The 22,329-nt window shown below is 65.7% G+C and carries 19 protein-coding genes; 7 read left to right on the top strand and 12 right to left on the bottom strand.

Features of this window, described 5'->3' with window-relative positions; translation table 11 throughout:
* From VWN43_RS06760 to VWN43_RS06790, 7 genes are all read right to left on the bottom strand, one after another.
* Entirely contained in the window at window positions 1–747 is a 747-nt protein-coding gene (locus tag VWN43_RS06760; protein ID WP_320180144.1) for a class I SAM-dependent methyltransferase, read from the bottom strand.
* Between the two features lie 20 nt (window positions 748–767).
* Window positions 768–1,592 carry a caspase family protein gene (locus tag VWN43_RS06765; RefSeq protein WP_330768455.1) on the bottom strand — a complete coding sequence of 275 codons (825 nt, stop codon included), beginning with the start codon at window positions 1,590–1,592 and terminating at the stop codon, window positions 768–770.
* Window positions 1,593–1,615: 23 nt separating this feature from the next.
* Complete coding sequence (locus tag VWN43_RS06770; RefSeq protein ID WP_320180142.1) at window positions 1,616–2,650, bottom strand: hypothetical protein; 1,035 nt, start codon at window positions 2,648–2,650, stop codon at window positions 1,616–1,618.
* Between the two features lies 1 nt (window position 2,651).
* The gene (gene prfB, locus VWN43_RS06775; protein ID WP_320180141.1) at window positions 2,652–3,779 is read right to left on the bottom strand and encodes a peptide chain release factor 2; all 1,128 of its coding nucleotides are present in this window, start codon (window positions 3,777–3,779) and stop codon (window positions 2,652–2,654) included.
* A gap of 77 nt (window positions 3,780–3,856) precedes the next feature.
* The gene (locus VWN43_RS06780) at window positions 3,857–4,402 is read right to left on the bottom strand and encodes a peroxiredoxin (protein ID WP_320180140.1); all 546 of its coding nucleotides are present in this window, start codon (window positions 4,400–4,402) and stop codon (window positions 3,857–3,859) included.
* A 43-nt stretch (window positions 4,403–4,445) separates the two neighbouring features.
* Entirely contained in the window at window positions 4,446–6,944 is a 2,499-nt protein-coding gene (locus VWN43_RS06785) for a penicillin-binding protein 1A (RefSeq protein ID WP_320180139.1), read from the bottom strand.
* A gap of 63 nt (window positions 6,945–7,007) precedes the next feature.
* Window positions 7,008–7,871 (bottom strand): N-acetylmuramoyl-L-alanine amidase family protein, encoded by an 864-nt coding sequence (locus VWN43_RS06790; RefSeq protein ID WP_320180138.1) that lies wholly within the window; start codon window positions 7,869–7,871, stop codon window positions 7,008–7,010.
* A gap of 449 nt (window positions 7,872–8,320) precedes the next feature.
* Between VWN43_RS06790 and VWN43_RS06795 the strand changes: the two genes are divergently transcribed.
* Entirely contained in the window at window positions 8,321–11,089 is a 2,769-nt protein-coding gene (locus tag VWN43_RS06795) for an Rne/Rng family ribonuclease (protein ID WP_320180137.1), read from the top strand.
* Between the two features lie 39 nt (window positions 11,090–11,128).
* On the opposite strand, the gene VWN43_RS06800 is transcribed toward VWN43_RS06795, so the two are convergent.
* Complete coding sequence (locus VWN43_RS06800) at window positions 11,129–11,758, bottom strand: class I SAM-dependent methyltransferase (protein WP_320180136.1); 630 nt, start codon at window positions 11,756–11,758, stop codon at window positions 11,129–11,131.
* Between the two features lie 106 nt (window positions 11,759–11,864).
* On the opposite strand from VWN43_RS06800, the gene VWN43_RS06805 reads away from it, so the two are divergent.
* Window positions 11,865–12,935, top strand: coding sequence for a D-alanine--D-alanine ligase family protein (locus VWN43_RS06805; RefSeq protein ID WP_320180135.1), 1,071 nt, complete (start codon window positions 11,865–11,867; stop codon window positions 12,933–12,935).
* Between the two features lie 6 nt (window positions 12,936–12,941).
* Window positions 12,942–14,129: a sugar-transfer associated ATP-grasp domain-containing protein gene (locus VWN43_RS06810; protein ID WP_320180134.1), complete on the top strand. Its 1,188-nt coding sequence runs from the start codon at window positions 12,942–12,944 to the stop codon at window positions 14,127–14,129.
* On the opposite strand, the gene VWN43_RS06815 is transcribed toward VWN43_RS06810, so the two are convergent.
* Window positions 14,126–14,851: an SDR family NAD(P)-dependent oxidoreductase gene (locus tag VWN43_RS06815; protein ID WP_320180133.1), complete on the bottom strand. Its 726-nt coding sequence runs from the start codon at window positions 14,849–14,851 to the stop codon at window positions 14,126–14,128. The two genes, VWN43_RS06810 and VWN43_RS06815, sit on opposite strands and share 4 nt — an antisense overlap.
* 213 nt (window positions 14,852–15,064) lie before the next feature.
* Here VWN43_RS06815 and VWN43_RS06820 point away from each other — a divergent pair, with 213 nt between their 5' ends.
* From VWN43_RS06820 to VWN43_RS06835, 4 genes are all read left to right on the top strand, one after another.
* Window positions 15,065–15,847, top strand: coding sequence for a succinate dehydrogenase iron-sulfur subunit (locus VWN43_RS06820; protein ID WP_301298487.1), 783 nt, complete (start codon window positions 15,065–15,067; stop codon window positions 15,845–15,847).
* Entirely contained in the window at window positions 15,847–16,314 is a 468-nt protein-coding gene (locus VWN43_RS06825; RefSeq protein WP_063506490.1) for a PaaI family thioesterase, read from the top strand. Before VWN43_RS06820 ends, VWN43_RS06825 begins: the two co-directional genes overlap by 1 nt.
* Window positions 16,311–17,423: a cell division protein ZapE gene (gene zapE / locus VWN43_RS06830; RefSeq protein WP_320180132.1), complete on the top strand. Its 1,113-nt coding sequence runs from the start codon at window positions 16,311–16,313 to the stop codon at window positions 17,421–17,423. The genes VWN43_RS06825 and zapE overlap by 4 nt, the downstream gene beginning before the upstream one ends.
* Before the next feature lie 103 nt (window positions 17,424–17,526).
* Window positions 17,527–18,225 carry a pirin family protein gene (locus VWN43_RS06835; protein ID WP_320180131.1) on the top strand — a complete coding sequence of 233 codons (699 nt, stop codon included), beginning with the start codon at window positions 17,527–17,529 and terminating at the stop codon, window positions 18,223–18,225.
* Here VWN43_RS06835 and VWN43_RS06840 read toward each other — a convergent pair.
* The 3 genes from VWN43_RS06840 to VWN43_RS06850 are packed head-to-tail and all read right to left on the bottom strand — an operon-like array spanning window position 18,222 to window position 22,329.
* Entirely contained in the window at window positions 18,222–20,120 is a 1,899-nt protein-coding gene (locus tag VWN43_RS06840) for an XrtA/PEP-CTERM system amidotransferase (RefSeq protein ID WP_320180130.1), read from the bottom strand. The two genes, VWN43_RS06835 and VWN43_RS06840, sit on opposite strands and share 4 nt — an antisense overlap.
* 12 nt (window positions 20,121–20,132) lie before the next feature.
* A complete protein-coding gene (gene xrtA / locus VWN43_RS06845) occupies window positions 20,133–21,116 on the bottom strand; it encodes an exosortase A (protein WP_320180129.1) in 984 nt (327 codons plus the stop codon).
* Entirely contained in the window at window positions 21,106–22,329 is a 1,224-nt protein-coding gene (locus VWN43_RS06850; protein ID WP_320180128.1) for a TIGR03087 family PEP-CTERM/XrtA system glycosyltransferase, read from the bottom strand. The genes xrtA and VWN43_RS06850 overlap by 11 nt, the downstream gene beginning before the upstream one ends.

Below are 22,329 nucleotides of genomic sequence, written 5' to 3' on the forward strand. Positions count from 1 at the left end.
CTACGCTTTCTCTTTTTTGGCGGGGTGCTGGGCCCCAGCGTCCATCGCGGCACGGTCGCCGCGGCAGCGCTCTATCTCTCCGGGAGCGGGCCTCGTAGCGGCTGCCTTGAACTGTGCATAGTACCCGGCCAGTTCGGGCGCGTCCTTGAACGCCACCAGTTCGTAACCGACCGCTTCGAATTCGCAGCTCAGCAGCAGCGGGTCGATCCCGTGCTGGTCGGTCGGCCGGTCGATATCGACGACGACCACCTGGCCGCCCTTGTCCAGCGCGGGCCACATCCGCCAGAGGAATTCATACGGGCTTTCGATCTCGTGGTACATATGGACCATGAAGATGCGGTCGAAGCTGTTGTCCGGCAATTTGGGATCGCCGGTTTCGCCAAGTCGGATCGAGACATTTTCGAGCCGCTGGCGCTCGATCCGCTGGCCAAGCCGGCTGAGCGCATCGCGATCGATATCCTGCGCCAGCACGCGCCCGCCCTCGCCCACGCGCTCCGCCAGGCGGACGGTGTAATAGCCATTGCCCGCGCCGATATCGGCAACGGTCATCCCGGGTTCGATCTCCGCGAGGTCCATCACCGTCTGCGCCTCGCCGCGGCTGTCGCGCTGGTCTTCGGTGGAAAACTGGTTCGAGCCGATTTCGGATACCGGGCGGTCGGGAGCGGGGAAACGCGCACCCGGTTCGGTCGGCGCGTCGCAGGCACCCAGCGCAAGCCCGAGCAGGGCGATGGCAGCAATCCGTGTCATGAGGCGGCTATGCCGTTCCCTCAGGGGATGGGCAATGCCCGCATGCCGCCGATGAACACGTCGAACGCCAGATCGCCCTGCCGCCAGGGCGATTGCCGGCCTTCGGTCCGCTCGTTCACTGCCACCGCGGTCTTGCGGACCAGCTCATCGAGCGACTGGCGCCGCGGCAGCTGGCGGGCGAATTCCTTGGCGAAGGGGCTGCCCTTGCCCGGCGTGGCGCCATCTTCGGCGGTATTGCCCGGCTCGGTGGAGAAGAACACCAGCGCCGACAGCCCGCGCAGATTGCCGACCTGCGCCAGCCCCTTGTCGGCATAGACGATATCGTCGAGCGTCACCCGCGCCAGCCCGCGTTGCCCGCCCTCGACCTCGATCACCTGGAACGCGGCATCGTCCACCGCCTCGCTGACCGGATTGTTGCGGCAGGCATCGACCACGAACACCACGCCGCGCGCCTGTTTGGTCAGGCGCTGGAGGATGGGATCGAGCCCGATCAGCGAATAGCCATCCGAAGCGAGGAAATAATTGGCCCCGTCGATCTGGAAACCATGACCTGCGAAATACATCAGCGCGACATCGTCGCCATTGAGCGAATTGGCGAACAGGTCGAAAGCTTCGTCCCATTCCCGCGCATCGGGTTCCTCGACCAGAGCGACCTCGGCCACGGCGCTGCGTTTGAGCGCCGCCTCGATCATCCGCGCATCGACGACCGGATTGGCCAGCTGCAAACCCGCCAACCGCGCCGACGAATAATCCGAAGCGACCACCAGTGCCTTGATCTCGGCATGCAGCGCAGTTGGCGCCAGCGCCGCCAGAAGTCCCAGCAAGGGCAGAAGAATACGACCCATAGACATGGCCCGAAGGTATCGGATCAGAGCCGCAGCGACAATCCGAGATTGACCCCGTGGCTGACCCGCGCGTCGCTGAAATCCTGCACCCCGGTCAGCGGAAAGAACAGCACCGCACGATAGCGCAGGTCGAGCGCGAGGTTCTCCGACAGGATGAACTGTGCGCCGACCGCGAAATCAGGTCCGATGCTGAACTCGCCCTCCTCGCGCCCGGCGATGCTGTCGCTGAACAGTCCCGAGGGGTCTTCGATGACGGTCAGCACATCGTAATCGGGACGATAGCTGGCCTGCAGCATGCCGTTGAAGAAGGCCACCGCATTCTCGCCGAACGGCACGAAGGCGGTCGCGCCGCCGCGCGCGCTGAAGGTCTGGATTGTCCCGTCCTGCCGCACGCCGGCGATCAGCGGCGGGACCGAAGGGATGACCGGCGGTGCCGGATCGCCCTCGATCGCAGCACGCGACAGCGCGATGACCGTGGGGATCGCGACGCTTTGCACGATCCGCAGGTCGCCGACGAAGGCGGTATCGAGCCGCTCGTAGCGAATACCGCCAAGCAGCGCGAAACTTTCACTCTGCCGGCGTTGCCAGGTCAGTTCGATATCGATGCGGTCGGTGCTGCTGACCGTGTCGGCATCGAAATTGACGAGGTCGATGAACTCGGTAGCCCCCAGCGTTAGCGTGCGCGACACGGTCGCCGACAGCGCGGCATCGCCCTCGCCGCTGCCATACATGGCGGTAAGCGTGAACCGGTCGCGATCGTCGCCGAAATTGACCATCGCGCCGATCATCGGATAGCCGACCTGGTCGGACAGGACGCCTTCGCCCTCGCTCACCGTGGTCAGCTGCGGTTCGACGCCGAAAGCGGTGCGCAGCACCGCGATATCCGCCGGGTCGAGCGCATCGCCCTCGTCCAGCCCGGGATCGATGCCCGATGTGCGCAGGTTCGAATTGTCGAAATAATAGGACACGCGCGGGCCGATGACGACATCGGCGCGGGCCGGAGTTGCAGTTGCCGCGGCCAGTACCGCGAGACTGGCCAGGGCAAGCTGTTTGCGCATCCTATTCGGTATCCTCCACCTCGACCGTTTCGCCGGTCACGCGCTGGGCCAGCGCGGCGGAAATGAACGGGTCCAGCGCGCCGTCGAGCACGTCGTCAGGCGTAGGCGACTGCACGCCGGTACGCAAATCCTTCACCATCTGGTACGGCTGCAGCACATAGGAGCGGATCTGGTGGCCCCACCCGATCTCGCTCTTTTCCTGATACTCACCCGAAGCGGCGGCCTCGCGTTCGGCCATCTCGCGTTCGAACAGGCGAGCCTTGAGCATGTTCATCGCGGTTGCGCGGTTCTTGTGCTGGCTGCGGTCGTTCTGGCTCGCCACCACGATGCCGGTTGGCTGGTGGGTGATCCGGACCGCGGAATCGGTCGTGTTGACGTGCTGCCCGCCCGCACCCGACGCGCGATAGGTGTCGATCTTGAGATCGGACGGGTTGATCTCGATGTCGATATCGTCGTCGATCACCGGATAGACCCAGACCGAGCTGAAGCTGGTGTGGCGCCGCGCCGAGCTGTCATAAGGGCTTATACGTACCAACCGGTGGACGCCGCTTTCGGTCTTGGCATAGCCATAGGCGTTCTCGCCCTTGATCAGCAGCGTCGCGCTCTTGATCCCGGCCTGGTCGCCCGCGGCATATTCGACCGTCTCGACCTTGAACCCGCGCCGTTCGGCCCAGCGCGCATACATGCGCAGCAGCATCTCGGCCCAGTCCTGGCTCTCGGTCCCGCCGGCACCGGCATTGATCTGCAGATAGGTATCGGCGCCATCCGCCTCGCCCGAGAGCAGCGCCTGCACCTTGTCGCGATCGGCGCGCTCGGCCAGCCGGGACAGCGTGTCCAGTCCCTCGCGCTCGACCTCGGCATCGCCTTCGGCCTCGCCCATGTCGACGAATTCGACCGCGTCGCCCATCTCGCTTTCGATTTCGCGCACTGTGTTGATCGCGGTTTCGAGCCGCTTCTGCTCCTGCGTGATCGCCTGCGCCTGCTTGGGATCGTCCCACAATGTGGGGTCCTGTACGCGCGCGTCGAGTTCCTCGAGCCGGCGCAGCGCGCGGTCCCAGTCGAGCGACTGGCGCACCAGCGCCAGTGCGGCTTCGATCCGTTCGATATGGGCCTGCCCTTCGGCACGCATGGAACTCTCCTGAGAAAAGGTGTGCGGGCGCGCCGCCTAGCGCAGACGCGCGGCGCGGGAAAGGTGCTGCGGCGTGGTTACTTGCGCTTCAGCGAGCGCACCGCGGCCAGGCTACGCGCGATATGTTCATTCGGCTTCAGATCCGAATAGACGAAGGCGATCGTTCCATCGGAATCGATCACATAGGTCGTGCGGTCGCTCCACCCGGCACGGGCGCCGCCCTTTGCGCCGAGCGAGACGTCATATTGCGCGATCAGTTCGGGCGTCGCCGCAGCGACGGGAAACTCGCCCGCACAATGCTTGGCGGAAAACTCGCGCAGCTGGTCGGTATTGCCGCCGGTCATGCCGATGACCGTGGCCCCGGCCGCGCGGAACTCGCCGATAGCGGCGGCAAAGGCCTGCGCTTCGAGATTGCACCCCGAGGTAAAGGCCGCGGGGAAGAAATAGAGCACCACCGGGCCCTGCTTGAGCGACGTGCCCAAATCGACGCGGATCGGTTTGCCCGCGAGCGCACCCTGCGCCGTGAACCCGGGCGCCTGCGCCCCCTGGTCGAGCGCTGCAAGGACCGGTGTTGCAGTCAGGCCGAGCGCAGCGGCGGCGAACAGGGTGTGGAGCATCTTCATGCCCCGCATCATGAACCGCACCGCCGCCGCTGCCAAGCCGGGATCAGTAAATGCCGCCCTGGTCCTCGACGAAGTCGTTGGGCTGGTCGCCGCGATCGTTCGCGGCGGCCTGCTGTGCCTCGAGGCGGCCGCGGCGGATCAGTTCGAGAATCTCGTTGCGCTTGGCGGCGATGGCGTCACTGCGCGTCGCGCGCGGCGGTTCGGTGTCGGGCTTGAAGGCTTCCCAGATGATCGTCGCGGTGGGTTCGTCCGAGGGCGTTCCCTCGAACACGCGCTTGCCGCTGCGACGGTCGATCTTGACCATCCGCACTCCCGGCGGGGCGACGAAATCCTCCGCCGTCCAGCGGTCCTTGGTCGCTTCGATAAAGCGCTTCATGATCGTGGCCGCGGTATTGCCGCCCTGCACCCAGCCGCCAAGATTGCGCGGCTGGTCGAAGCCGACATACATGCCGGCGATGATTTCGGGCGAGCCGCCGACGAACCAGGCATTGGTCGGGCCGTTGGTGGTGCCGGTCTTGCCGAACAGCGGCAGGTCGAGGCTACGCAGGCGGACTGCGGTACCGCGGGTGACCACGCCCTGTAGCATATGGACCATCTGGAACGCGGTGCGCGGATCGAGCACCTGCTTGCCCGACACATCGAAGCGCGGCATCGGCTGGCCGTCCCATTCTTCGAGGTTGCAGCCGGTACAATCGCGCGTGTCGGTGCGGAAGATGACCTTGCCATCGCGGTCCTGCACGTAATCGATCACCGATCCGGCGTTCTGGCGGCCCCAATTGGCGAGCGCGGCATAGCCGTTGACCATCCGTGCCACGGTGGTGTCGCCTGCTCCTAGAGCGAAGGAATAATAGGGTTCGTAGGACCCGATGCCGAGCCGGTCGATGGTCTGGATGACATTGTCCATCCCGGTATCGTCGGCGATATGGACGGTCATCAGATTGCGGCTCTGTTCGAGGCCCCAGCGCAGCGTATGGATCCCGCCCCCGCCACCGCCAAAATTGCGGAAGCATTTCTCACCCAGATTGGCGCCCTGCCACACGCAGAAGGTCTGGTCGGGAACCTGCGTCGCCGGGGTCATCCCCTGGTCGAGCGCGGCGGCATAGACGAACGGCTTGATCGTCGAACCCGGCTGGCGCAGCGCCTGCGTGGCGCGGTTGAAACTGCCCAGGCGGCTGTCGAACCCGCCCTGCATGGCGAGGATACGGCCTGTCTGCGGCGCTTCGGCGAGGAAGGCACCCGACACTTCGGGTACGCCGCGAATGGCATAGCCTGCGCCCGAACGCGCCGCCGCCACGACATCGCCGGGCTTGAGCGACGATGGGCCGCCCGACAGCGCGAATTCCTCGCCATCGCTGAAGCCGATCCGGCCCGGCGCGGTGACCACGCCCACGCGCCAGTCGCGATAGTTGATCGCGATGTTCGAGGAAGCGAGCTGCGCGGTGAGATCGCCATTGTCCGGATTGAGCGTGGCAATCGGCCCGGTAAAGCCGCGATTGCCGTGATAGCTGATGAGCTGCGCGCGCAGCGCATCGCGCGCCGCCTCCTGGAGTTCGAGGTCGAGCGAGGTGCGCACCCACAGCCCGCCCGAATAGACGCTGTTGCGCCCGTCATCGCCGGTTTCGCCGAAACGGTCGATCAGCTGGCGGCGCACTTCCTCGAGGAAATAGCCCGCATCGGCCGAGCGTGTGCCGCGCTGCTCGACCAGTCCCAGATCCATCCGCTTGGCCGCTTCGCCAGCGCTCGCGGTGATGAAGTCGTTGGCGACCATCTGGTCGAGCACGAAATTGCGCCGCGCGATGGCAAGGTCGTGATAGCGCTCGCGGCCATAGCGTTCGGGGGCCTTGGGCAGGATCGCGAGAAAGGCGATCTGGTGCAGCTCGAGATCGCCGACATCCCTGTCGAAATAGGCACGCGACGCCGCCTGCACGCCGAAGCTGCGCCGACCCAGCGGGATCTCGTTGAGATAGAGCTCGAGGATTTCCTCCTTGGTCAGCACGCTTTCGATGCGCGTGGCGAGGATCATTTCCTTCAGCTTGCGGGTGACCGAATATTCATCGCCCAGCAGCAGGTTCTTGGCGACCTGCTGGGTGATGGTCGAGCCGCCGACCGCGCGTTCGCCCGAACTGAACTTGGTTGCGTAATCGATCACCGCATTGGCCGTGCCGGTGACGTCGACGCCGCCATGGCTGAAGAAGGTCTTGTCCTCGGCCGAGAGGAAAGCTTCGACGAGCTGCTCGGGGAAATCCACATATTGCAGCTGCACGCGGCGTTCGCGCGCGTAGGTGTTGACGATTTCGCCATCGATCCCGCGCACTACGCTGGGCAGCGGGGTCTCGTATTCGAGCAGCGATTCGGCATCGGGCAGATTGCGCCCGAGCGTCGCCCAGGCGAGCACGATCATCACCACTGCGAAACCGGTGACATAGCTCGCGAGCCGCAGCTTGCGGTTGCGCGACCAATTGTCGTCGAACCACGCGATCAGCCGCTTGGGATCGCGGCTGATGCGGTAACGGTAATATTGCAGGGCTGGCTGGTCGGGCATGGTGTCGGATGAGCCTCTAGCACGCCAATTTGGCAATTCGCCAGAAGGATTAGCGCCTCGCCGTCAGCTTTCTTGCTGGCGGGCGAAATAGATGCGGATGGCGCGCGCCATCACCTCGGCAAAACGCGCGCGGCCTTCGGGCGAGGCGAGCCGCTGCGCATCGGCCTCGTTGGTGATGAACCCGCTTTCGAACAGGACCGAGGGCACATCGGGTGCACGCAGCACCTTGAGCGCGGCCGACCGGCGTGCCTGCGGATGGAACCGGATCGCGTCCTCGCCCTCGCGGCGGATCAGCCGCGCGAATTCGTCCGATTGCTCCTGCGTGCGTCGCTGCGACAATTCGACGAGAATCGTGTTCACCACATCGCTCCGTCCGCCGACATCGACGCCGTTGAGCCGGTCGGAAGCATTCTCGCGCTCGGCGAAGCGCGCGGCGGCCTCGCTCGAGGCCTGGTTCGACAGCGTATAGATACTCGCCCCGGTGACCTCGGCCGCATCGCCCGCGCTGTCGGCATGGATCGAGAGGAACAGGTCGGCATCGAGCCGCCGCGCGATCGCCACCCGCTCGGCATGGACCAGATAGCGATCGTCCTCGCGGGTCATGGCGACGCGGACATTGCCTTCCTTCTCCAGCTCAGCGCGTAGCGCGCGGGCGAGGCCAAGGACGACTGTCTTTTCGCGGTAGCCCTGCCCCGATGCTCCGGGATCGTGTCCGCCATGGCCGGCATCGATCACCACCAGCGGCAAACCCTCGCGGCCCGCCACATCGGGTAAGGCGCCCGGTGCATCCGCCTTGGGCAAATTGACACGCAGCACGTAAGCGCGTCCGATCTCGGGCACGGGAATGCGCTGCGCGGTCACCACCAGCGCGGCCACCACTGCGAGCGGCAGCAGGACCAGCAGGAGGATGTGCGTCCGGATCGACATGGCATGCATGGTTACGGCCTTGTTGTCAGATGACGCAATATGGTTGCCGTGTGAAACCCACGGTGCTAGCGACACCATATCGGTTTTCCGGTGCCTCCGATCGGCGCGAACAATCCGCGACGAAGAGGGTCATCGAAGAAAACCGTTAACTTTCAGACCGCAGCGTTCGTTTCGTTCCGGTCCAATGCAATACAGGTTGATGCCGGACATGGCCCGTTACTCCCCGACATTGGCAGCACAGGCACCCGCCTTTGCCGCTGCGTCGGGCCGGACAGCGCAGACCCTGCGCGAGGCCAGTCCCGCAGTCACGAATACCCGGCCCCTCGCACATGCAGGACACGGCCGGTTCGCAAACACCGCGACGCCCCGACAGGGCCGCGGACTTTCCAACAGAATACGCCGCGCCCCAGCAGGATCACTCCTGCCCCGGCGCGGCTGGAGACATATCAATGGCAACGCGCATGCTTATCGATGCGCGCCACTCGGAAGAAACCCGGGTGGCGGTGCTCAAGGGCAACCGGATTGAAGAATTCGATTTCGAATCCGCCGACCACAAGCAGATCAAGGGCAATATCTATCTTGCCAAGGTAACCAGGGTCGAACCGTCGCTGCAGGCGGCGTTCGTGGATTTCGGCGGTAATCGCCACGGCTTTCTCGCCTTCAGCGAAATCCATCCCGATTATTACCAGATCCCCAAGGAAGACCGCGACGAACTGCTCGCGGCCGAGGCCGAAGCGGCCGAGGAAGAAGCCCGTCTGCGCGACGAGGAAGAAGACCGCGGCGAAATGCCCGGCGACGAATACGACGCCGATGACGAAAGCTCCGGCGCCCTCGCCGAAGACCTCGCCGAAGACGGCCTCGAGGAAGTCGACACCTCCGACAAGGACGACGTCGCGACGATCGAGGAAGGTCATCTCGACCGCGACGACGACGATGATGACGATAGCGACGACGATTCCGACGAAGAGGAATCGGATGGCGACAACCGCCGCAAGGGCCGCAACCAGAGCCGTCGTGGCCGCGGTCGCCGTCAGGGCCAGGGCAAGGGCCGCACCCGCGCCAAGGAAGTCGACGAAGCGCGCGCCAAGCGCATGGCGCTGCGTCGCCGCTACAAGATCCAGGACGTCATCCAGCGCCGCCAGGTGCTGCTCGTCCAGGTCGTCAAGGAAGAACGCGGCAACAAGGGCGCTGCGCTGACCAGCTATCTCAGCCTCGCCGGCCGCTACACCGTGCTGATGCCCAACAGCAGCCACGGCGGCGGCATTTCGCGCAAGATCTCCAGCGCGGCCGACCGCAAGCGGCTCAAGCAGGTCGTCAGCGACCTGACTCTGCCCCGCACCATGGGGCTGATCGTCCGCACCGCCGGGCTCAGCCGCACCAAGACCGAAATCAAGCGCGATTTCGATTACCTCGCCCGCCTGTGGGACGAGATCCGCGAACGCACGCTGGATTCGAGCGCGCCCGCGTTGATCCATTCGGACAGCGACCTGATCAAGCGCGCGATCCGCGACATCTACAATCGCGACATCGAGGAAGTCGTGGTCGAGGGCGAAGAAGGCTACAAGCTGGCCAAGCAGTTCATGAAGCTGCTGATGCCCAGCCATGCCCGCCGGGTGAAGCAGTATTCGGACCCCGTGCCGCTGTTCCAGCGCTACGGCGCCGAAGACCAGCTCAAGGCGATGTACGATCCCGTCGTGCAGCTCAAATCGGGTGGCTATCTGGTCATCAACCCGACCGAGGCGCTGGTGTCGATCGACATCAACTCGGGCCGCTCCACCAAGGAGCACAATATCGAGCAGACCGCGCTGCATACCAATCTCGAAGCCGCGCGCGAGATCGCCCGCCAATTGCGCCTGCGCGACATGGCCGGTCTCGTGGTGATCGACTTCATCGACCAGGAGCACCACTCCAACACGCGCAAGGTCGAAAAGGCGATGAAGGACGCGCTCAAGACCGATCGCGCGCGCATCCAGGTCGGCCGCATCTCGAGCTTCGGCCTGATGGAGATGAGCCGCCAGCGCCTGCGCACCGGCGTGCTCGAAGCGACCACCCGCGAATGTCCGCATTGCGACGGCACCGGCCTGGTCCGCACCGCGTCGAGCGCGGGCCTGTCGGCGCTGCGCCAGATCGAGGATGAAGCCGCCAAGGGCAAGGGTTCGACCATCCGCCTGGCAGCCAGCACCGAAGCCGCAGTCTATCTGCTCAACGAAAAGCGCGCCGATCTCATGGAGATCGAACAGCGCTACCATGTGACCGTCGAAGTCGTGCCCGAAGGCGAAGACGAAGGCGCGAAGATGTCGGTCTCCAGCCATGGGCCCAAGCCCAAGGACGCGCCGCGCTTCGACACCATCGTCGATGACGAGGACGATGAGGAAATCCTCGACGAGAACGACGACGACAGCGAACGCGACGACAGCAATGGCGGCGAGGACGACGATCGTCCGCGCAAGAAGCGCCGCCGCCGCCGGGGCGGTCGCGGACGCAACAAGGGTCGCCAGCATTCCGACGATGACGATCGCGACGATTCGGATGACGACGACAATGGCGATGACAGCGACGACGACACGGACACGGATACCGACGCCGATAGCGAAAGCGACGACGGCGATGACCGGCCGAAGAAGCGCCGCCGCCGGGGTGGTCGCCGCCGGGGTGGCCGTGGTCGCGGCCGGACCTCGGACGAGGTAACGTCCGAAGACGCCGAGAAACTCGAAGGGGTTTCGGACGCGGTGGTCGAGGACATGGCCGTGGTCGCGGGTCCCGAGGATTCGCCAGAAACCGCCGAGGCTGCTGCCGAGACGGAAGAAAAGCCCAAGCCGCGCAAGCGCGCCCCGCGCAAGAAGAAGACCGATGCCGAAGCCGAAGCCGCACCCGCTGCCGACGCACCGGTAGAGGGGGACGCCGGGGCCGAAGCCAAGCCTGCGCCCAAGAAGCGCGCACCGCGCAAGAAAAAGGCCGAGACCGAAGCCGTTGCCGATGCACCGGCAGAGGGTGAAGCCGAAGCCAAGCCCGCGCCCAAGAAGCGCGCGCCGCGCAAGAAGAAGGTCGAGGCCGAAGCTGCTCCCGCAGCAGCACCGGTCGAAGCCGTAGCCGAACCCGCTACGCCGCCTGCTCCCGAGCCTGCGGCACCCAAACCGGTGACGGAAGACAGCGCGGCTTCTGCCGAGCCGGCCAAGCCCAAGCGTGGCTGGTGGCAGCGCACTTTCGGCGACGAATAACAAGCTCAGGGGGTCGGCGGGTCTTGCACTCGCCGGCCCTCAGGCCTTGCGCGCCACACCCCATTCCATCCAGCCCAGCACCTTGGGCGCTTGCTTGAGATAGGCCTGGCCGAGCGGTTCGACCGCAAAGCCCGCGCGGCGCAGCGATGCGCCCACCGGCCGCGTCAGATGGCACCCGCCTGCCAGCGGTTTCCACACCGGTTCCACGCGGTCCTGCCACTGCGCGACGCCCGCATCGGGCGCGCGGCCATGTTCGAGAAACAGCAGTTGTCCGCGCGGCGCCAGTATCCGGCGCAGTTCCGACAGCACTTTGTCCGGATCGTCGACCGAACACAGCGTATAGGTGCACACCACCGTATCGAACGATCCCGAGGGAAAGGGAATATCCTCCCCCACGCCCGCACGGATATCGGTTTCCCACCCCTTCGCCCGCGCACGTTCGCGCGCGCCGGCGAGCAGCTTTTCATGCGGATCGATCCCGGCAAATGAGGTGATCTTGTCGCTGTCGTAAAGCGCCTGGTTGAGCCCGCCTCCGCAGCCGAGTTCGAACACGCGGCCCTCGGCAAGCGGGATCAGCTGGCGGCGGCGTTTCTCGATACCGTCCTGCCCGCAGGCTGCGGTGATCAACCGCGGCATCACGTGACGATCGTACCAGGCCCTTAGCCCCATCGCGCTCTCCTTGACCGGCGCTCGTCTTGGAAAGCTATCCGTTTTCGGATTTGCGACAAGCACAAAATTCGTGACCCAGTCATGGCCCGCAGGTAAAGGCGCGCGCATGAGTCACACGATCGACCTGTTCACGATACCCGCCGCCGACAAGGATCGGCTGCGCGTCCTGTTCCTCGCCAAACACGCCACCGCCGGCGGCCAGCTGCATGGCGAAGACGGCAATCATGCGGTCTATCACCACGAGGTGCTCGACACCCTGCGCGCCATCGGCCTCGATGTGACCCCGGCGAGCGATTTCACCGCCTTGTTCGAAAAGACCGATTTCGATTACGTCTTCACCCTGCTCAACCGCGCGGGATATCCGATGAGCGAGATGCTCGGCCCGCTGTTGGCGCAGCGCATCGGCCTGCCCGCGCTCGGCGCCTCGCCCATTCTGCGCGGCCTGTCGGACGACAAGCATCTGATGAAGACCGTGGCGGTCGCGCGCGGCGTACCCGTCGCCCCCTGGCTGATCGCGCGGCGGGGGTACATGCACATTCCCTATCCCGACTTCGCTTTCGAACGGCTGGTGGTCAAACCCAACGCCTCATCCGCCAGTTGGGGCGTCACCATGCCGACCAATTGGGACGATGCGAAACGCGACATCGCAAAGCTCCACGAGGAAGGCCACGACGTGATCGTCGAACGCTATGAGGGCGCCTATGACGTGGTGGTCCCCGTGCTGGGCGGAGCCGAGCCGATCCTGCTGTCGACAATGCGCTTCGAAATGCCGGGCGATGAGGGCAATTTCCGCTCCTACGAGGAAAAGCGTGGGCTGTCCGAAGGTCCGAAGGAACGGCTGGTCGCGATGAAGAACCCGGTCATGACGCGCAAGATCCGCGAATATACGCGGGCCATGCTGCCCGAACTGTGGCCGTTCGACTACGGGCGCTTCGAGTTCCGCTATACCCCGACGACCGGCGAAGTGCTGTTCATGGAAGTTAATCTGTCGTGCAACCTGTGGTCGAAGAAGACCGTCTCGGGCGCGGCGCAACTGGCCGGGCTGACGCATGCCCAGCTGATCGAGCATATCGCGGCCTACAGCATGGACCGGCAGGGAGTGATCACGGCAGAACGGGTGCCGTTCGACCTAGCGATGATGCCCGAGGATGTCGGCGGCGAAACCATCGAAGTCTGACCCGCCATGCACCCCGCCGAACTCGCCTATTACGCCAAGAAGGCGTTCGCGCTGTTCCCCGGCGGGGCCGAAGCCGCCAGCGCCCCGGCCTTCGCTGCGCATTACGAGCGCCGCCGCCGCAGCCGGTCACCGGCGCGTACAATGCTCGACCGGGGCATTGCGCGGGGCTTTGCTGCATGGCTGCCATCACGAACCTTCGCTGTCGCGCGCAAGTACGGCATGGATGCGCAGTGGGAACGGCAGGCGCTGGCAATCGCGCGCGAACGTTTCGTCGATCCCAATGACATCGCGCTGTTCCGGATCGAGCGGCCCGAGGAGCTCGATCACTATATCCGGCGGTTCGAGGATGCGGGCTTCAACAAGATCATCAACTCGCAGGGATGGAGCCGCGCCTGCGTGCTGGTCGACAAGGCGGCGTTCTATCGCCGCTGCGCCGCGCACGGCCTGCCCCATCCCGCCGTGCACGCGGTCTACGATCGCGGATTGCGCGATTTTCGCCCCGCCCGCGGACACCCGCTGATTGCCAAGCCCACGCACGGCGAAGGCGGCCGCGGTGTCGCGCTGCTCCCCCATGCCGTGTCCGATATCACCGACCAGGCCGCCTTCGCCCAGGCGATCGCGCCCTATGTCGATGACCGGCAAGTGTGGGTGATCCAGCGCGCACTGGGCAACCACGCAGCGCTGGCGGACTATGCGATGGATGCGCTGGCGACTGCGCGGCTCACCACGATGCGTAATGAGACGGGAGAACCCGAACTGGTCAGCACCGTGCTTCGCGTGCCTTCGCTGCGCGGCCCGGTGATCGATAACATGAAGGCGGGCGGGCTGATCATGCCGGTCGATTTCGAAACCGGGCGCGCGGGTACCGCCTGCAAGGGCTATGGTGGCGGCGATTACGAATGCCATCCGGTCAGCGGCGCGGCCTTTGGCGATCTGCAGCTGCCCGATTGGGAAAAGGCCGTGGCGCTCGCCTGCCGCGCGCATGCCGCGGCGTTCCCCGAATATACGCTTATCGGCTGGGATATCGCGTTCACGCCCGACGGGCCGATGGTGGTCGAAGGCAATGCCAAGCCGGGGGTGCTGATGTCGCAGCGCAGTGGCCGCAAGGGTCTGGCAGGCCAGCGCTATGGCGAATTGCTCGCCTTCAATCTCGAGCGTGCCGAAACCGGGCGGGCGGGCGCGCTGGCCGCCTAGGCCGGAACGGCTTCGCCCTTCCAGTCGAACACGCCGCCGCTGTCCGCCACCGTCAGCCCGTCGATGACATTCAGCAGGTTGTCCGCCGCATCGGCGGGCCGGGTCAGCTGGCCCGCGGGCAGATTGGCCTGGAAGGGTTCGGACAGCGACGAATCCACCGTGCCCGGATGCAGTCCTGCCACGATCGCCTGCTTGTGCGTCCGGCGCAGCTCGATCGCAAAATTCTTGAGCAGCATGTTGAGCGCGGCCTTGCTGGCACGGTAGCTGTGCCACCCGCCCAGGCGATTGTCGCCGATCGACCCCACCCGCGCCGATAGCGTCGCGAAGACGCTGCGGCGGTCGCGCGGCAACAGGGGCAGCACATGCTTGGCCACCAACGCGGGGCCGATGGTGTTGAGCCGAAACACCTCTTCCATCGCCGCGCCGTCGATCTGCTTGTAACTGCGTTCGGGGCCCGAGCCATCGGCCAGTGTCAGCACACCGCTGGCGACCACCACCAGATCGGGCGGCGCGTCGGCCATCGCGCCAGCGGCAGTGGCGATCGAGGCTTCGTCGGACAGATCGAAGCGAAAGGCGCGCAGGGCGGGGTCGACTGCCGTGCCCGAACGGCTTCCCGCCCATACCTCGACGCCGCTCTCCGCCAGCCTCGCCGTCAGCGCGCCGCCGATACCGCCGCTGGCGCCGAAGATCGCGGCGCGCCGAAAGGGCTTTCCTACATTCATCCTACCGCTCTAGACCTCCGATAGCGCCTCGTCGTGCCCGCGAATTCACCCGATTACCGGGCTTTTGGCGCAAGAAGCTGTTTTTGCCCTGGACCGTGTAACACCCGGTCCATGTTGTAGGACACCCGTTGCAGGAAATGCGTCATACATGGCCTTGCGCCAAGCGCCCGAACCGCTAGATGGGTTGCGCAAAGAAACAGGACTGACAGCGTAATGGCGACCTTCACCCTTCCCAAGAATTCGAAGATCACCGGCAAGAGCCGCGCCCATACGGCGACCGGCGGTACGCGCATCCGCAAGTTCAAGGTCTACCGCTACGATCCCGACAGCGGCGAGAACCCGCGCTACGACACGTTCGAGCTCGACCTCGACGAATGCGGTCCGATGGTCCTCGACGCCCTGTTCAAGATCAAGAACGAGATCGATCCCACGTTGACCTTCCGCCGTTCGTGCCGCGAAGGCATCTGCGGTTCGTGCTCGATGAACCTCAACGGCAAGAACGGTCTCGCCTGCACCACCGCGATCGAGGACCTCAAGGGCGAGATCCGCATCACCCCGCTGCCGAGCATGGACGTGATCAAGGACCTCGTGCCCGACTTCACGCATTTCTATGCGCAATACGCCAGCATCCGTCCGTGGCTGCAGACCGTCTCGACCACGCCCAGCGGCAAGGAACGGCTGCAGTCGCCCGAACAGCGCGAGAAGCTCGACGGGCTGTACGAGTGCATCCTGTGCGCCTGCTGCTCGACCGCCTGCCCCAGCTACTGGTGGAATTCGGACAAGTTCCTCGGCCCGGCGATCCTGCTGCAGGCCTATCGCTGGCTGGCCGACAGCCGCGACGAGATGACCGGTGAACGGCTCGACCAGCTGGAAGACCCCTTCCGCCTCTATCGCTGCCACACGATCATGAACTGCGCGAATGTCTGCCCCAAGGGCCTGAGCCCGGCCAAGGCAATCGCCGAAACCAAGAAAATGATCGCCGAACGCGCGATCTGATGGCGCTGCGTGACGAGGTGTTCGACCACGCTCCCGACCCGGACAATCCGGGCTGGCGGCATTGGAACCTGAAGGACGAAACGCTGTTCAACGGCGCGGTGATGGGCAAGCTCATCACCCGGGTGGACGATGACGGGAAGGCGCGGCTGCGCATGTTCCCCGAACGGCGCCACCAGAACCTGCAGGGCATCATCCACGGCGCGGTGACGCTGTCGCTGATCGACATTTCGCTGTTCACCACGATGCACAATATCGGCAGCGGCAATGCCGGCCCGTCGGTGACGGTCGAGCTGTCAACCCAGTTCGTGGGCGGCGGCAAGCCCGACATGCCGCTCGACGCGGTGTGCGAGATCGTCCGCGAGACGGGCAGCATGGTGTTCGTGCGCGGCACGGTGGTCCAAGAAGACCACGCGGTCGCCAGCTTCTCGGGCATCGTCAAGAAGATCAAGCCCCGCGCCGCCGCGTGACCGGAATGCTCGCCCGCTATGAGCGGCTCGTCTCGGCGGGCGAATTGCAGGCCGATCCCGACCAGCGCCGCGCCGCACAGCGGCTCGACCGGTTGCAGAAGGACCTCGAGGCGGAGAGCTCGGGCGGGCTGCTCGCACAGCTGTTCAAGCCGAAGAAGGCGCGGCCCGAGGGCGTCTACATGTGGGGCGGTGTCGGGCGCGGCAAGTCGATGCTGATGGACCTGTTCGTCGAGACGCTGGGGATCGCCGAGAAACGCCGTGCGCATTTCCACGAGTTCATGCTCGAGGTCGACCGGCGCATGCGCGAGCGGCGGACCAGCGATCCCGGCGATCCGACCGGCAAGGTTGCGCGCGATATCGCGGCCGATGTGCGCTGTCTCGCCTTCGACGAGATGGTGGTGAACAACACCGCCGACGCGGCGATCATGGCACGGCTGTTCACCGCGCTGATCCGCGACGAGGGCGTGACCGTGGTCACCACCAGCAACCGCCCGCCGCGCGATCTCTACAAGGACGGGCTCAACCGCTCGCTGTTCCTCCCGTTCATCGACCTCGTCGAGGACGAAATGGATGTGCTGCCGCTCAACGGTCCGACCGATTACCGGCTCGACCGGCTGGGCGATATCGAGACCTGGCACGCCCCGCTGGGCGAGGAGGCGACCGCGCAGGTGCGCGAGGCTTTCTTCCGCCTCACCGATTACGCTCCCGAGGGCGCGGCCAATGTCCCCTCGGGCGAACTCGACCTCGGCGGGGGCCGGACGATCCACGTGCCCAAGAGCCTCAAGGGTGTCGGCGTGTTCAGCTTCAAGCGGTTGTGCGGCGAGAACCGCGGAGCGGCGGACTATCTGGCGATCGCGCATGCCTATCATACGGTGATCGTGGTCGGCGTCCCCGCGATGTCGCCCGACAATCGCAACGAGGCGATCCGCTTCACCAAGCTGGTCGATGCGCTGTATGAGAACAATGTGAAGCTCTTCGTCGCGGCGGCAGCCGAACCGGAAGACCTCTACACCGCCGGCGATGGCGCGTTCGAGTTCGAGCGCACGGTCAGCCGCCTCAAGGAAATGCAGAGCGCGGATTACATGGCGCGGGGTCACGGCGCCGACTAGCCGGGCAGCAAGGCGGTTACATCGGTGTTTCTTGACGGCTTTCGCGCTGCCCCCACATCGGCCGCATACCGGCGTCAACACCCCGCCGATGTGAGACTGAACCATGATCGATATCCGACCCTTCGCCACGCTTGGCCACGCCGACCACGGCTGGCTCGACGCACGGCACCATTTCAGCTTCGCCAATTACCACGACCCTGACCGGATGGGCTGGGGCAGCATCCGCGTGTGGAACGACGACACCATCGCGGCGCAGAGCGGCTTTCCCCCGCACCCGCACCGCGACATGGAAATCGTCACCTTCGTGCGCAGCGGGGCGATTACGCACCGCGACAGCCTGGGCAATGAAGGCCGCACCGCCGCGGGCGATGTGCAGGTGATGAGCGCGGGCACCGGCATCACCCATGCCGAGATGAATCGCGAGGACGAAGCGACCACGCTGTTCCAGATCTGGATCATTCCCGATCGGCAGGGTGAGCAGCCCGGCTGGGGCCAGCGCACCTTTCCCAAGGCCACGCGCGAAGGCGGCTTCGAAGTGCTCGCCAGCGGCGATGCCGAGGCCGATGATGCGCTGCCGATCCGGACGGATGCGAAGGTCGCCGCGGCGACGCTGGCGAAAGGCCAGAGCGCGGTCTGGAACACTTCGGGCGACCGCCACCAGTATCTGGTCGCGCCCAAGGGCCGGGTCACGGTCAATGGCCGGGAAGCGCAGCCGCGCGACGGGATTGCCGTGACCGGTGAGAGCGAAATCGTGGTCGAAGCGCTCGACGATGCCGAAATCGTGCTGGTCGACGCGCGCTAGGCGCTGGGGGCGAGATGGCGGATCGATCGCTCCAGCATCAACAGCTGCCACAGCACCCGGCCATGGTCGCTGCGGCCGGAAATATGGTCGTCCGCGAGGCGTGAGAGCGCCTTGCGGGCGAACCATCCGCTCCCGGTAAGCAGTTCGCTCGCTGCGACCGCCCTCGCCTCGCCCGCCAGCGGACCGCGGAACCACTCCGCCAGTGGGGTCACGAAGCCCTGTTTGCGGCGATAGAGGATGTCTTCGGGTAGATAGCGCTCCATTGTGTGCTTTAGCAGCCATTTGCCGGTGGTGCCGCGCAGGCGCTGGCGTTGCGGCAGGCGGGCGCCGAATTCGATCAGCCGATGATCGAGCAACGGCTCGCGCGCCTCGAGCCCGACCGCCATGCTCGTGCGGTCGGTCTTGGTCAGGATATCGCCGGGCAGCCAGAACTTGAGATCGGCATATTGCGCGCGGTCGAGACCGCTCCTTGCAGGCGCCTCGCGCATCAGCTTTTCAAGCGGCTGTTCGGCGCGATAAGTGCCGCGCTGCCTCAGCAGGACCTCGCCATAAAGCGCCTGCCGCTGCTCGGGCGCGAGGATCGCCAGCGCACGCGCATAGCCCGCCTCGCCGCTCTCGGCCAACGACAGCAGGGTCGTCTTCGCGCGCAGCGGGCGCGGCGCCCAGTCGGCCTTGGGCCAGACCCGCCCGAGCGCGCTGAACACCGGTTCGCGCAAGGCCCGCGGAAGGACCGAGCGCGCCTGTTCCTCGCGCGCATGGAACAGCTGGCGGCGATAGCCGGCAAAGGCTTCATCGGCGCCATCACCCGAAAGCGCCACGGTGACCTGTTCGCGCGCGAGTTCGCACACCCGCAAGGTCGGCAGCGCGCTGGCATCGGCGAACGGCTCGTCGAAGATCGCAGCAATCCGGTCTATCTCGCCGAACTGGTCGGACGACACGATCCGCTCGTGGTGGTCGGTGCCGAACAGTTCGGCGACCTGCCGCGCATGGCGCGTCTCGTCGACGCTCGCGACATCGAAGCCGATCGAACAGCTGGTGACCGGTTGCGCGCTCGCCTCGCTCATCAGCGCGACGACCGAGGAACTGTCGACCCCGCCCGAAAGGAAGGCCCCCAGCGGCACATCGGCAACCATCCGGCTGGTCACGCCTTCGCGCATGAGATGGAGCAATTGCGCCGAGAGGTCTTCGGTCCGTCCCTTCTCGCGCCGGGCGAAATCGACATCCCACCATTGGCGCGGCGGCCCCGGTTCGCGGCCATGTTCGAGCAGCAGGAAATGACCCGCGGGCAATTTCTCGACGCCCTTGAGGATTGCGCGGTGATCGGGGACATAGCCCCAGGTCATGTAATCCTCGATCGCCAGCGGATCGACCTCGCGCCGCATCAATGGGTTGGCGAGCAGACCCTTCATTTCGCTGGCGAAGGCCAGCGCCCCGCCCTCGAGCCGCGCAAGGTAGAGCGGTTTCACCCCCAGCCGGTCGCGCGCGAGGAACAGCTGCCGCCGGTCGAGATCGTAGAGCGCGAAGGCGAACATTCCATCGAGCCGCGCGAGGCAGTCGGGGCCCCATCTCTGCCATGCGGCGAGGATCACTTCGGTATCGCCGTGGGTGCGGAACCGTGCCCCGCCCTGTTCGAGCTCGCGGCGCAATTCGCGGTAATTGTAGATCTCGCCATTGAAGGAGATCACCGCGCGGCCATCGGCTGAATGCATTGGCTGCGGCGAACCTTCGAGGTCGATGATCGACAGCCGGCGATGCCCGAGGCCCACACCCGGCGCGGTCCAAACGCCGCTGCCGTCGGGACCGCGATGGCCGAGCGCATCGGTCATCCGCTCGACCCGTCGGGGATCGACCGGTTTCACCGTCTCGTAATGGAAAATCCCCGCAATTCCGCACATATGCGAGCGTGCCTAGCCCAGCTGCGCGAGCACGGCAAAGCTTCCTGCGGCCAGCAGTATCGCACCAAGGACGAGAGCCGGGTTGCCAGCACGGCCTTCCCAGCGCGCAACCAGCGGAAGGGCAGCGACCTCGTCGGCGGTCCAGCCTGCGTCTTCAGGCTCACGCTCGAACCAGCGCCATGCCACGCCCAGGACCAGCGCGATGACGATCCCGAAGAACAGCCAGCCATAGACGAGATGGTCGAACCCGCCGGCAGCCTCTGCCCCGACATATTGCGCGAGGAAGATCGTCGCCCAGGCGCGGATGCCGTTGGCGATCACCGGGACAACAACGCAGGCGAGCAGGAACCACGCGCGCCTGTTCCAGCTGGTAAAACAGGTATGTGCGACCAGCAGGCCAAGCGCGAGCATGGCGATCAGGAATTTCACGCCGGCACATTCCTCGGCGACGATAAACAGCCCTGCGGGGGTGTCGATATGGATGCCCTGCGCAACCATCTCGATCCCGCTCAGCCGCGTCAGCGCACTCGCGATCTGGGCAGTAATCATCTGCAACTGCGGGATGATCTCGCCCCCGATGGGGACCATCAGAAAGCCGTAGACGAGCGGAAAGGCGAGGATCAGGGCCGCCCGCAATCCGAACAGCGCGAGGACCGCGCCCTGCATGGCGACCACCGCGCCGCCTTGCCCGATCGTGTTGATGTCGAGGCTCCGCCCCACCAGCCAGAGAACAAGCCCGAAGACGAGCCACCCCAGCCCCGGCCACCATCCGGCTGCGCCGGCGCGCGCCAGTTCGTCGCGGCGGATCCAGACCAGCCAGGCGATGATCGGGGGGACAAGCAGGATATGGCTATAGGTGTCGATATCCCACCACTGATGCGCCATCGCGCGCCATTCGGCGAAGGTCAGCGCGAACAGCGCCGCCCACGCGATGGCGAGCATCACACCCCGAGCGCTACGCCCAGCGGTGCGCGGTAGTGGCAGGTCACGCTGCATCGATAGGCAACTCGGCGCCGCGGACCAGTTCGGCAAGCTCCGTTTCAACCTGGTCCCAGCTCATCCGCTCGATGACGAACCGCCGGGCCGCTTCACCCATCGCGCGCGCGTGCAGCGGATCGGCGAGCAGGCGATCGATCGCAGCGAGCAATTGCTGCGGGTCGGGCGAGGAGATGACCAGATGCTCGCCATGGGCCGCGTCGATCCCGGTCGCCGCCCCGGGGGTCGCCACCACCGGGCGGGCCATCGCCATCGCCTCGAGCACTTTGTTCTGCACCCCGCGCGCGATCAGCAGCGGCGCGACCACCAGATCGGCGGATTTGAGGAACGGTCGCACATCCTCCACTTCGCCCCAGACGCGCACTCCGTGCTCGCCATGGCGGTCCCGCAAGACACGCACCGGCGCGCGGCCGATGATATGGAAACGCGCCCGCGCATGCGTCTTGCGCAAAGCAGGCATGACATGCGCGATCATCCACTCGGCGGCCGCGATATTGGGCGCATAATCCATCTGCCCGGTAAAGACGATCTGCGGCCCTTCGCCCTCGTCGAGATCGGGATGCGAGGTCACGCGCCCCGGGTCGAAAAACTGCGCGTCGATGCCATTGCCCAGTGCGTGCAGGCTGACCGCATCGGGCCGGGTGAGGCGGGATCTGAACAGGTCCACCTCGTTATCGCTGATCAGCAAGGTGGCATCGGCGCGCGCGGCAAGGCGTTCTTCCTCGCGGGCGAGCAAGCGTCCTTCGCGGCGGTTGATCCATTTGCGCTGGCCGGCCTCGGCGTAGGCGGCGAATTTGGCGCTATCGACATCGCACATGTCGAACACGACACGTCCCTCGAAGCTGTCGGGGATGTATTGTCCCATCTGGCCTGAGAAAACGAAGATGGTGTCGATCCGGTGGTTGCCCAGCGTCTTGGCGACGTAGCGGTGCATCGCTTCGTCATCGAACGCGGTCAGGCTGACCGCCCTGCCCTTGAGCAGCGCCTCGACCCCCGCAAGGTGAAGCGGCCTGCTCCGCTCGATCAGCGCATGCGTGCGGGCCATTTCCACCAGCAGCGGCTTTTGCGCCATGTCCTGCACGGTTTCACCAAAGGTACCGACATGCACGGGGCCAAGCTTTGCCAGCCCCGCCAGCAGGTGGTGCGAGCGGATCTTGTCGCCGCGATCGGGCGGAAAGGGCACGCGGTGTGCGAGGAACAGCACTTCGCCCAT

Source organism: Qipengyuania sp. HL-TH1 (assembly GCF_036365825.1).
In the GTDB taxonomy this organism is placed as follows: Bacteria; Pseudomonadota; Alphaproteobacteria; order Sphingomonadales; family Sphingomonadaceae; genus Qipengyuania; species Qipengyuania profunda.

What these genes read in the sequence shown, in the direction of transcription:
- VWN43_RS06760 (WP_320180144.1), bottom strand. Translation starts at nt 747, where the DNA reads ATGACACGGATTGCTGCCATCGCCCTGCTCGGGCTTGCGCTGGGTGCC.
- VWN43_RS06765 (WP_330768455.1), bottom strand. Translation starts at nt 1,592, where the DNA reads ATGGGTCGTATTCTTCTGCCCTTGCTGGGACTTCTGGCGGCGCTGGCG.
- VWN43_RS06770 (WP_320180142.1), bottom strand. Translation starts at nt 2,650, where the DNA reads ATGCGCAAACAGCTTGCCCTGGCCAGTCTCGCGGTACTGGCCGCGGCA.
- prfB (WP_320180141.1), bottom strand. Translation starts at nt 3,779, where the DNA reads ATGCGTGCCGAAGGGCAGGCCCATATCGAACGGATCGAAGCCGCACTG.
- VWN43_RS06780 (WP_320180140.1), bottom strand. Translation starts at nt 4,402, where the DNA reads ATGAAGATGCTCCACACCCTGTTCGCCGCCGCTGCGCTCGGCCTGACT.
- VWN43_RS06785 (WP_320180139.1), bottom strand. Translation starts at nt 6,944, where the DNA reads ATGCCCGACCAGCCAGCCCTGCAATATTACCGTTACCGCATCAGCCGC.
- VWN43_RS06790 (WP_320180138.1), bottom strand. Translation starts at nt 7,871, where the DNA reads ATGTCGATCCGGACGCACATCCTCCTGCTGGTCCTGCTGCCGCTCGCA.
- VWN43_RS06795 (WP_320180137.1), top strand. Translation starts at nt 8,321, where the DNA reads ATGGCAACGCGCATGCTTATCGATGCGCGCCACTCGGAAGAAACCCGG.
- VWN43_RS06800 (WP_320180136.1), bottom strand. Translation starts at nt 11,758, where the DNA reads ATGGGGCTAAGGGCCTGGTACGATCGTCACGTGATGCCGCGGTTGATC.
- VWN43_RS06805 (WP_320180135.1), top strand. Translation starts at nt 11,865, where the DNA reads ATGAGTCACACGATCGACCTGTTCACGATACCCGCCGCCGACAAGGAT.
- VWN43_RS06810 (WP_320180134.1), top strand. Translation starts at nt 12,942, where the DNA reads ATGCACCCCGCCGAACTCGCCTATTACGCCAAGAAGGCGTTCGCGCTG.
- VWN43_RS06815 (WP_320180133.1), bottom strand. Translation starts at nt 14,851, where the DNA reads ATGAATGTAGGAAAGCCCTTTCGGCGCGCCGCGATCTTCGGCGCCAGC.
- VWN43_RS06820 (WP_301298487.1), top strand. Translation starts at nt 15,065, where the DNA reads ATGGCGACCTTCACCCTTCCCAAGAATTCGAAGATCACCGGCAAGAGC.
- VWN43_RS06825 (WP_063506490.1), top strand. Translation starts at nt 15,847, where the DNA reads ATGGCGCTGCGTGACGAGGTGTTCGACCACGCTCCCGACCCGGACAAT.
- VWN43_RS06835 (WP_320180131.1), top strand. Translation starts at nt 17,527, where the DNA reads ATGATCGATATCCGACCCTTCGCCACGCTTGGCCACGCCGACCACGGC.
- VWN43_RS06840 (WP_320180130.1), bottom strand. Translation starts at nt 20,120, where the DNA reads ATGTGCGGAATTGCGGGGATTTTCCATTACGAGACGGTGAAACCGGTC.
- xrtA (WP_320180129.1), bottom strand. Translation starts at nt 21,116, where the DNA reads ATGCAGCGTGACCTGCCACTACCGCGCACCGCTGGGCGTAGCGCTCGG.
- VWN43_RS06850 (WP_320180128.1), bottom strand. Translation starts at nt 22,329, where the DNA reads ATGGGCGAAGTGCTGTTCCTCGCACACCGCGTGCCCTTTCCGCCCGAT.